At 58.0% G+C, this 9,858-nt stretch carries 7 protein-coding genes and 2 pseudogenes; 1 reads left to right on the forward strand and 8 read right to left on the reverse strand.

Annotated features, from left to right (window positions below; translation table 11 throughout):
- Window positions 1-205 precede the first annotated feature (205 nt).
- Window positions 206-3,382, reverse strand: coding sequence for an isoleucine--tRNA ligase (gene ileS / locus HMPREF2724_RS04425; protein WP_070587336.1), 3,177 nt, complete (start codon window positions 3,380-3,382; stop codon window positions 206-208).
- Between the two features lie 344 nt (window positions 3,383-3,726).
- Between ileS and HMPREF2724_RS04430 the strand changes: the two are divergent.
- Window positions 3,727-4,753 (forward strand): annotated as a pseudogene (locus HMPREF2724_RS04430) (HNH endonuclease signature motif containing protein).
- Window positions 4,754-4,810: 57 nt separating this feature from the next.
- Here the strand turns inward: HMPREF2724_RS04430 and HMPREF2724_RS04435 are convergent.
- The 7 genes and pseudogenes from HMPREF2724_RS04435 to HMPREF2724_RS04465 form a co-directional block, all read right to left on the reverse strand.
- Window positions 4,811-5,011 carry a hypothetical protein gene (locus HMPREF2724_RS04435; protein WP_061923455.1) on the reverse strand — a complete coding sequence of 67 codons (201 nt, stop codon included), beginning with the start codon at window positions 5,009-5,011 and terminating at the stop codon, window positions 4,811-4,813.
- Window positions 5,012-5,069: 58 nt separating this feature from the next.
- A complete protein-coding gene (locus HMPREF2724_RS04440) occupies window positions 5,070-6,227 on the reverse strand; it encodes a DivIVA domain-containing protein (protein WP_070587337.1) in 1,158 nt (385 codons plus the stop codon).
- 235 nt (window positions 6,228-6,462) lie between these two features.
- Window positions 6,463-6,753, reverse strand: a complete 291-nt coding sequence (locus HMPREF2724_RS04445; protein WP_061923462.1) for a YggT family protein — start codon at window positions 6,751-6,753, stop codon at window positions 6,463-6,465.
- A gap of 126 nt (window positions 6,754-6,879) precedes the next feature.
- A pseudogene (locus HMPREF2724_RS04450) lies at window positions 6,880-7,316 on the reverse strand (cell division protein SepF).
- A 106-nt stretch (window positions 7,317-7,422) separates the two neighbouring features.
- A complete protein-coding gene (locus HMPREF2724_RS04455; protein WP_061923468.1) occupies window positions 7,423-8,118 on the reverse strand; it encodes a YggS family pyridoxal phosphate-dependent enzyme in 696 nt (231 codons plus the stop codon).
- On the reverse strand, window positions 8,119-8,847 hold the full coding sequence (gene pgeF / locus HMPREF2724_RS04460) for a peptidoglycan editing factor PgeF (protein ID WP_061923470.1): 729 nt from the start codon (window positions 8,845-8,847) through the stop codon (window positions 8,119-8,121). It lies immediately after the preceding gene.
- A 31-nt stretch (window positions 8,848-8,878) separates the two neighbouring features.
- The coding region (locus HMPREF2724_RS04465) for a cell division protein FtsZ (protein ID WP_070587339.1) at window positions 8,879-9,858 on the reverse strand (980 nt) is incomplete at its 5' end.

Genomic DNA, 9,858 nt, shown 5'->3' on the forward strand with positions numbered 1-9,858 from the left:
CGCGCCATGATTTCGAAACGGGCACCGTCTTCGAAACTCAGAAAATAGGTCTTTAGCCCTGTACGTACATGGCCATGTGTTCGATTCGCATACCTGCAAATCTACACAGAAAAATACCCAGGTAACTGGCCAAAAAGAAACGTGCCCGGAAGGAGAGACTACCTCCTTCCGGGCATTATTCACTTAAGCTCTGACATCCAGGTGTCTATACGTTCGTGCGCGCGACGGTCGCGGTGACGTCCTTGACCACCTTGTGGCCTTCGAGAGGCTCGGTAACCACATTGAACTCGGTGGCCAGAACCTCAGCCGCAATGTGCTCCGCGTGACGCTGTGCCCATTCTTCCTTCTCGGCCGGAACGGACAGGACAACGCTGATGCGGTCATAGACTTCAAAGTCCTCGGCTTTACGGGCATCCTGCAGGCCGCGGATGACGTCGGCGGCCCAGCCTTCTGCCTCGAGCTCCTCGGTCACCTCGGTGTCCAAGACCACGAGGCCATCGATGCCGTCGATACGCGCCGTCGATGCCGGGTTCGCCGCCTGCAGACGCTCGGTGTACTCATCAGCGCCCAGAACGATATCGCCGTCAACGACAACCTCGTCACCACGGCGCTCGTAATTACCCGCCTTCAGGTTCTTGATTGCGCGCTGGACGTCCTTGCCCAAGCGCGGACCCGCGATCTTTGCATTACAGACAACCTCGAAGGTGCCCACGGAATCGACGTCGTCGGTCAGAATGACATCCTTCACGTTGACCTCATCGCGGATGATGTCCGCAAAGTCAGCGAGCTGCGCGGAATCAGCCATGGCCACGGTCAGCTTCGGCAGCGGCAGGCGGTTACGTAGCTTGTTGGACTTACGCACGCTCGAGGCTGCGGAAGCTACCGCGCGCACTGCATCCATCGCGGAAACCAGCTCCGCATCAGCCGGGTAATCCTCAGCCTTCGGGTAGCTAGCCAAGTGCACGGAGCGCTCGCCGGTCAGGCCGCGGTAGATGACCTCAGCCACGTGTGGCAGCAGCGGAGCCACCACGCGGGTGACAGTCTCCAGCACGGTGTAGAGGGTGTTAAAGGCCTCTGCGTGCTCTTCCTCTCCCGACCAGAAGCGGTCACGCGAGCGACGCACGTACCAGTTGGTCAGCACGTCCGCGAAGTGACGCACCTCCTCCGTCGCCGCAGCGATGTCAGTATTCGCCAACGCCGCATCGGTATGCTCCACCAAGTCATGGGTCTTAGCCAGGATGTAGCGGTCAAGAACATTGCCCGAAGTGACATCAAACTTCGCCTCGCGGCTCGCGTAGAGCTGCAGGAAGGTATACGCATTCCAGATCGGCAAGATGGCCTGGCGCACGCCCTCGCGGATGCCCTGCTCCGTGACGATCAGATTGCCGCCGCGCAGAATCGGGCTGGACATCAAGAACCAGCGCATCGCATCCGAGCCATCGCGGTCAAAGACCTCGTTGACGTTCGGGTAGTTGCCCTTAGACTTCGACATCTTCAGACCATCATTGCCCAAGACGATGCCGTGAGCGACGACCTTGTTATACGCCGGACGGTCAAACAGCGCCGTAGACAGTACGTGCATCACGTAGAACCAACCACGCGTCTGGCCCGAGTACTCCACGATGAAGTCAGACGGCGAATGCGTCTCGAACCACTCTTTGTTCTCAAACGGGTAGTGCTTTTGCGCAAACGGCATCGAACCAGACTCGAACCAGCAATCCAGCACGTCCGGCACACGAACCATCATGGACTTGCCCGTCGGGTCATCCGGGTTCGGGCGGGTCAGCTCATCGATGTATGGGCGGTGCAAGGAGGTAGGACGCACGCCGAAGTCTGCCTCCAGCTCATCCAAAGAACCGTAGACATCAACGCGCGGGTACTCCGGGTTATCGGAAACCCACGCCGGAATCGGTGCACCCCAGTAGCGAGTACGAGAGATGTTCCAATCTCGTGCGCCTTCCAGCCACTTACCGAACTGGCCATCGCGGATATGCTCCGGCAACCACTCGATTTCGTTGTGGTTTAGCTCCACCATGCGGTCACGGAACTCGGTCACCTTCACAAACCACGCCGGCATTGCCTTGTAAATAAGAGGCTCGCCCGAACGCCAAGAGTGCGGGTAGGAGTGCTCAATCGTCACGTGGCGAACCACGCGGCCAGCAGCTTTAAGATCCTTGATGATGTCCTTGTTCGCATCGAAGACCAACTGGCCCTCATACGGCGGAACCTGCGAGGTAAATTCGCCGTCCTCATCTACTGGGATGGCAAGTTCGATGCCGTACTTCTGGCAGGTCAACATATCGTCCTCACCAAAGGCTGGAGCCTGGTGAACCACGCCGGTGCCGTCTTCAGTGGTGACGTAATCTGCAAGGATGACCTGGTAGGCGTTCTCCAGCTCTGGGAAGAATCCGAAGATCGGCTCGTAGGTAAAGCCTTCCAACTGATTGCCCTGGAAAGTTTCGAGGACTTCTACCTCGCCGAGTTCCTTGGCCAACGTCGCCGTCAAAGCCTCGGCCATGATGAACGTGTGGCCCGCGAAGTCGCCATCCGTAGCTTTGAACAGGACATAGTTAACCTCAGGGTGGACCGCCAATGCAGCATTCGACGGCAAAGTCCAAGGTGTCGTGGTCCAGGCGAGGAAGGAGGCGTCGGCAAGCGCAGGATGTGCGGAAAGCGTCTCCGCAGCCGCCGAATCAGCCTTCGCACCAGTAACCGGGAAAGTCACCGTCAGCGTCGGGTCTTGGCGCATCTTATAAGAATCATCCAGGCGAGTTTCCTGGTTAGACAGCGAAGTATGCTCCGCCCAGGAATAAGGCAGCACGCGGAATCCATGGTAGATAAGGCCCTTATCGTAGAGCTCCTTGAAAGCCCACATAACAGATTCCATGTAGTTGATATCGAGCGTCTTGTAGCCATTCTCGAAATCAACCCAGCGTGCCTGGCGGTTGACGTAGTCTTCCCACTCATCTGCATACTGCATAACGGACTTCTCGCAGTACTCATTGAACTTGGCTAGACCCATGTCCTGAATCTGAGCCTTGTCCGTGATGCCCAGCTGCTTTTCCGCCTCCAACTCAGCCGGCAAGCCGTGGGTATCCCAACCGAAGATACGTGGCACATAATTGCCTGCCATCGTGCGGTAACGAGGGACGATGTCCTTGACGTAGCCGGTCAGGAGGTGACCGTAGTGTGGCAGGCCATTCGCGAAGGGAGGGCCATCATAGAAGATGTACTCAGGACAATCCTTGGTCTGGTCCAAGCTGGCTTTGAAGGTATCGTCTTCCTTCCAGAACTTCTGGACGATTTCCTCCATGTCGGGGAAACGGGTGGAACCACCGGTCATGTCTACCTTGGGGTAGACACCGCCTACGTTTTCGCTCATTAATCTTCCTTCACTCGAGTGCTGGTGCAGGGACGCGCCTTGCGGCTCGCGGTACCACCCTGCTTGGCGCGAAAATGCGCCCGCTTCATTTCGGTGAAGGAGATTTCGGTCCCACCCGCTCGGTTCTACTTTTAAGCTCTGTGGCTTAGGTTCTTCCGAGATGCTCCCCGGTGATGGCCGGATCATTGCATACGTGAGGAAATTATACCCACGGCGTCAACTTTTCACAGGCTGAGGTTCCCGAGTGGTGCAAATGGATATCAATGAGTCGGTTGAGACAAAGTTATCCACAGGTTGAAAATTGCCCCTTGTGCCTTGTCGATAGGGCTTTTTAGGGTGGGTTTATGACTTCACTTCAGACATTCTTAGCGGCAATACGCCCAGGCATGGACATCGTGGCTGGGTGCGCAGGGCTGTCTGAAAAGGCTTTGATTTCGGCTGGCGCGCCGGATAAAACGGCACAGCAATTGCTCGCGCTTTACGACGTCTACTTTGGCCGCACCGCTTTCCCCCGCCAGCAACGCGATTCCGTGGCCGCGGCGCAAAGGCTTGGCCATTCCCTGCCCACAATCGAAGTTATCGAACGCTACGCAATGCGCGCGAAGACCCAACGTGCGGCGTGGCAGATGCGCGAGGAACTGTGCAATACCAAGGCCGATACCCTCGCGATGGAGCAGCTAGCGAAGAAAAAGCTGAAGGCGCTCAATAGCGAGCGCGAGCCAGAGCAAGGAGTAAAGCTTTATCGCCGCAAGGATAAGCCATGGACTTTAGCGATCACCGGCCCATCGACTTTAATCGCGGATATGCATGCGGCTATCGACCCTGCTTCTCCCCTGGAGTCTTTGGAGAACCTCTTCTTCCCCGCTGCTAAGGACTCAACAAGGGTGTCTAGCGCAACCGGAGAAAGGCCGCGGGTACATACCAACGTCATCGTACAACTGCCCGCGCTGGCAAAGATCTTGCAGGGCGACGGCGAGGAGATAAGCCTGCAAATGACAAACGGCGCCGTCATGTCCGGCGCGGAATTCGTGAGAAGAGCACTGGACTCGTGCCTTGACTTCGCCACACTCGTGCATCCACATGAGGGGCCAGTGAATCTCTATCGCACGAAGCGCTTTGCCAACCACAAGCAAAGACTGATGGCGGGGAGCGGAAAATCCCACCTGTGCTTGGCCAGGTTGTAATCACCCGGCAGATACTAGTCAGGTGCATCACTTAAACGCCTGGTCGCAGGGAGGCCCAACGAACATGGCAAATCTTGCGACTTTGTGTCATTACCACAACGGCGTGAACGAGGACGACCCTAACGCCCCGCCGTTACGCGGTAGGTTAGCCAGGGTCGATGGAAAGGTGCGCTGGCAGCGCGGCTAGCAAAAAGGCAACAACCACGACTATATGCAATGCAATGTCAGGGCAATGCGCCACAATCTAGGAGGCAGGGTACTCCCCTGCCTCCTCGTCCTGCGCAAGATCAGGTTTGCGCTTGCGTAGACCGTCTATCACGAACAGCACCATGCCTAGGCCGGCAGAAGCGAAGAGAAGATACAGCGACCAATCAGCTGCAGTCAGAATGAAGTTGACGAGAGCTAGGAAAGCCACGAACGCCAAGACGAGTGCTGCAACAAGCATTTAAACCTCCAGAAAAGCGCCCTCCCGGATACTCGGAAGGGCGCTTTATAAATAGCTTTTACTTGCCAGCCTCGCCGTTAGGAGCAGCGGTGCCGCGAGTCTCAAGCTCCTCCAGCTGGGACTCCAGCAGGGTCTTCAGACGGGTGCGGTACTCGCGCTCGAAGGTGCGCAGCTCAGCGATACGAGCCTCAAGAGCCGTCTGCTGCTGCTTGACGGTGTTCATGACCTCGGTGTGCTTCTTCTCAGCGTCAGCCTGCAGGGCAGCAGCCTTCTCCTCTGCCTGGCGAATCTGTGCCTCAGCGCGGGAGTTAGCCTCGGACTCGGTCTGCTTTGCCTTAGCCTCAGCCTCGGAAACCAGCTTCTTGGAGCGAGTATCAGCGTCTGCGAGCTGTGCGTCAAACTTCTGCTGAGCGTCTGCGAGCTGTGCCTTGGAGCGGGAATCAGCATCGGTCAGCTGCTTCTCGGCGGCAGTGCGTGCCTCGGAGAGCATGGACTCGGACTCTGCCTTTGCCTCGGAGGTCAGGCGGTCTGCCATCTCCTGCGCCAAGCCCAGAACGCGAGCTGCCTGCATGTGGGTCTCTGGGGTAGCCAGGCCGTCGGCAGCCTTGGTTGCGGCAGCGCCAACACCTGCCCCAGCCAGACCAGAAGCCGCTGCGGTCTTTGCAGAGCCAGCGTTCTTCTTCAGGTCCTCGTTCTCCTTCTTGGAAGCCTCGAGGTCCTTCTTGGCCTGAGTAGCCTCTGCACGAGCTGCCTCGAGCTCGCGCTTTGCCTTTGCGGCGTCCTCGCGTGCAGCCTTCAGCTCAGCATCGTTGTTCGAGAAAGCAGCAGCCGGAGCCTTAGCGGACTCAGCATTCTTTGCCTGTTCCTGCGCGCGCTTTGCTTCTTCCTTAGCCTTGGCAACTTCATTCTCGGAATCAGCAAGCTTGGTCTCGTACTCAGCGCGCAGCTTGGACTCGATCTCCTTACGGAGGGTAGCTTCGTCTGCACCCGTAGTAGCTGCGGACCCTGCAGCGGCACCCGCTACAGCACCAGCGCCGCCCTTGGACTGCAGCTGCTCTACCTGAGACTGCAGGTCATCATTCTCGTCCTGCAGCTGGGCAAGGGTGTCCTCGACGAGGTCCAGGAACTGGTCGACCTCATCCTCGTTGTAGCCACGCTTGCCAATTGGCGGCTTGCTAAAAGCGACGTTGTGAACATCAGCTGGTGACAGTGGCATTGACTTCTCTTCCCCTTCGAGTCGGTGCAACTCCGGTGGGTCCGGAGTTTTTGGGAGATGTAAACGTATCCCGAGAGTACCTAAATTCTGAACTCAGGTGTCTACACAGGACGCGCTAACAAAGAACTTGTGCGTTTAATTTTACGGAATATCAGTAAAGACTATATCCAAAAGCCCACATTATCTAACGTTGCACGCAGTCTCAACGTTAACGGGAGGTTTTAATACACCCGCACTACAAGAACACTCCAACAACAATCAGTTGCAAGAGCATCAAAATCAGGAACAAAACAAGGATGGACATGTCCAGTGCCACACCGCCCAGACGCAGCGGCGGGACCACGCGGCGGAGTTCCTTTACTGGCGGGTCAGTAACTACAAACAGCGGCTCTGCCACCACCATGAACCACCGCGGTGGGTTAAATTGGCGCGAGAAAGACTGAATCATCTCGATGATGATTCGCAGGGCCAAAATCCACGAGAAGATGCGTAGAAGCAGCAACAAACTATATCCGATAATGCTCACCCGCTCGAGCCTATATGAATTACCCCCGTGTTCGGCACTCGGCTCGCTAATGGCGAACGCCGCCCTACCCTTCCCCCACCAACACTTAGAGGAAAGATAAGACGGCGCTACTTTAAAAGCTTCTGCTTAACGCAGGTGCGCTGCGCGCTCAAGCTCCAGAGTGGAGATGCCTGCATCCTTCGGCACGATGGCGAAACGCGACGGTCGGTGTCCATACCCTTGGTCAGGTTGAGCATGCGACCCTCGAGACCGAAGCACAGGCCAGCAGCAAAGTCAATGAAACGCTTTGCCGACGCCTTGTCCGCATCGGTCAGCTCAAAGACAACGGCGTCGCCATCACGGAACGGTGCGCCGACCTTGGCGGCATCGTTGAAGGAAACGAGGGAAAGCGCGACGATAGTCGGAACGAACTCCTCCTGCGCTGCCGGCTCGAAAGAGCGCGGCGCGTAAGCAGCAGAGCCGTTGGACTCATAGCTGCGCTCGTCTGCGTAGTATGCGTCGTCCGCTTCGATGTCCACCGGACCCAGTCCGAAGAACTCTTTCGTCCTATCAATCAATGACATTTCTGGTCTCCCTCTGACCCTAATTGTTGAGCATGTTATTTGGTGCGAATGTTACTCATGTGAAAGCAGTGAATTGCACCCGTGAAATGCGCTTTTGCGTTGCCACTTAACCTAATGGGCGGGGTCCCATGATGCCGGTTCCGACACGCACGATATCGCTTCCCGCGGCAATCGCCACAGCCATATCTGCGCTCATTCCCGCCGACATCAAAAGCTTCCGTCCAAGGCGGCCGCTCACCTCGTCACAGAGCTTGCGAACTCGGGCAAAAACTTCGACGGGGTCCGCATCTAGGGGCGGAACGACCATGAAACCGCGCAGTTCGAGGTTGTCGAGATCCTCCACGAGGCCCACAAGCTCATCGACATCCGCATAGGCTACTCCCCCGCGCGCAGTATCTCCGTCGTGGGAGAGCTGGATGAACACCGGCAGTTTTCCTTCGCGCTCGCCCGCTTGCAGAGCATTGCCGACGCCCCGGTCCAACGCACGCGCAAGCTTTTCCGTATCCAACGAATGCACGCTTTGTGCCCACCGCGCGACGTGATTGGCCTTCTTCGTCTGAATCTGGCCAATCATATGGAAACACATCTGCGGCAACTCCGCCGCCTTGGCACGGGCTTCTTGTTCGCGGTTCTCGGCGACGTCAGTGATACCAAGCTCGGCGAGTAGCGCGACGTCGGCAGCCGGGTGGAACTTGGTCACCGGCAGCAGTTCGGGCGCAGGACGGCCGGCATTCTTGGCGATTTCTGCGATATCAGCGCGGGTGCGCTCGAGGTTTTCCTGTAATTGCTGCTTGCGTGTCATTTATGCCTCCAACCAAATAACACCGGCTTGGCGTCCGGTAGTGCCTTCGCGGCGGTAAGAAAAGAAGTCGCTGTCTTCGATGGTGCAGCGAGGGTCCGCTTCAATGTTGGTAATTCCCATCCCCATCAGCTGACGGACAAGGCCCTTGCGCACGTCGACGCCCCAGGTGCCCTTCTTTGTGCGGGTCTTCGCCCCGGGCAAATGCTTCTCGACGTCGTTTGCCATAGCCTCAGGCACCTCATAGTTCAGTCCCGATGCGGCGGGGCCGAGAAGAACTTGAATATTGGAGGGGCTCGCGCCCAGCTCGCACATCGTAGTAACCGTGTTGCGAATGATCCCGTTGCGGGCACCGAGCCGACCAGCATGGGCAGCGGCGATAACGCCGGCGGAGATGTCGCTGAGCAATACGGGGGTGCAATCAGCAACCAAAACCCCGAGTCCTAAGCGCTTTTCGGTAGTGACGATTGCATCGGTCGCCGCCACCGGGGTGCCAACATGGCTACGGTCGACGCGCGTAACGGTGTTGGTGTGGAGCTGTTCCATCCACACAATCTCATCGAGCCCGAGAACCCTGGCGAGACGGGCGCGGTTATGGGCGACGTTTGCCGGGTCATCGCCGACGTGGTCGCCTAGGTTGAAAGAGTCGTAAGGCGATGACGAAACCCCGCCCGCACGAGTCGTAAAGACCATGCGAACGGGGCGTTTAGGTGCTTCCTCGTTTACTGGCATGCACTCCAGGTTAGCGCAGTATTTTGCTGCTTTAGCGCATGAAGGACGGCACGTCGAGATCATCATCGCCGTCATCGTGGCGACGGTCGTCACGACGATCTGCCGGGCGGGACAGGCGGTAGTCGTCACGGCGATCTTCACGAGCAAAGCGATCGGAGCTGGTGAACAGACCGTTGGAGGAATGGCGTGGACGGTAGGTCTCAGCCGGCTGCTCCTCGTAACGCGGCTGCGCAGGTTCCTCGTAGCGCGGTTGCTGCTGTACCGGCTGCTGCTGCACTGGCTCCTGCTGCAGCGGCTGCTGCTGTACCGGTTGCTGCTGGTGCATTGGTTGCTGTTGTGCCGACTGTTGCGCCGACTGCTGCGCCGAAGTTTCCTGGCGGTTATCGAACAGGGAGCCCGGACGCTGCTGCTGTGGCTGGGACTGTGTCGGCTGAGCTGCGGTGGTCATGTTGGCCTGTGCATCAAAGCCGGTGGCGATGATGGTGACGCGGACTTCGTCGCCCAGGTTGTCATCGATGATGGTACCGAAGATGATGTTGGCGTCTTCGTCAGCGCGCTCCTCGACCATGGATGCAGCGGCGTTAACCTCATGCAGACCAAGATCAGAGCCGCCGGCGATGGAGAGCAGAACACCCTTTGCGCCTTCCATGGTGGACTCGAGCAGCGGGGAGTTGATTGCCTGCTCAGCGGCATTGAGCGCACGGTTGTCACCGCGTGCAGAGCCGATGCCCATGAGGGCGGAGCCGGCATCGGCCATGACGGAGCGGACGTCGGCAAAGTCGACGTTAATCATGCCCGGGATGGTAATCAGGTTCGTAATACCCTGGACACCGTTGTGGAGGACCTCATCGGCTGCGCGGAATGCCTCGACGATGGACAGCTCCTCGCCGCCCAGCTGCATCAGGCGGTCGTTCGGAATAACAATGAGCGTGTCGCAGACGTCGCGCAGCTCCTCGATGCCAGACATTGCCTGGCGGGTACGGCGTGCGCCCTCGAACTTGAATGGACGGG

Source organism: Corynebacterium sp. HMSC071F07, from assembly GCF_001810285.1.
Taxonomy (GTDB): domain Bacteria; phylum Actinomycetota; class Actinomycetes; order Mycobacteriales; family Mycobacteriaceae; genus Corynebacterium; species Corynebacterium simulans.

Excerpts from the sequence above, each read along its gene's own strand:
- HMPREF2724_RS04440 (WP_070587337.1), bottom strand. The coding sequence starts at position 6,227 with ATGCCACTGTCACCAGCTGATGTTCACAACGTCGCTTTTAGCAAGCCG.
- pgeF (WP_061923470.1), bottom strand. The coding sequence starts at position 8,847 with ATGCCAGTAAACGAGGAAGCACCTAAACGCCCCGTTCGCATGGTCTTT.
- HMPREF2724_RS04435 (WP_061923455.1), bottom strand. The coding sequence starts at position 5,011 with ATGCTTGTTGCAGCACTCGTCTTGGCGTTCGTGGCTTTCCTAGCTCTC.
- ileS (WP_070587336.1), bottom strand. The coding sequence starts at position 3,382 with ATGAGCGAAAACGTAGGCGGTGTCTACCCCAAGGTAGACATGACCGGT.
- HMPREF2724_RS04455 (WP_061923468.1), bottom strand. The coding sequence starts at position 8,118 with ATGACACGCAAGCAGCAATTACAGGAAAACCTCGAGCGCACCCGCGCT.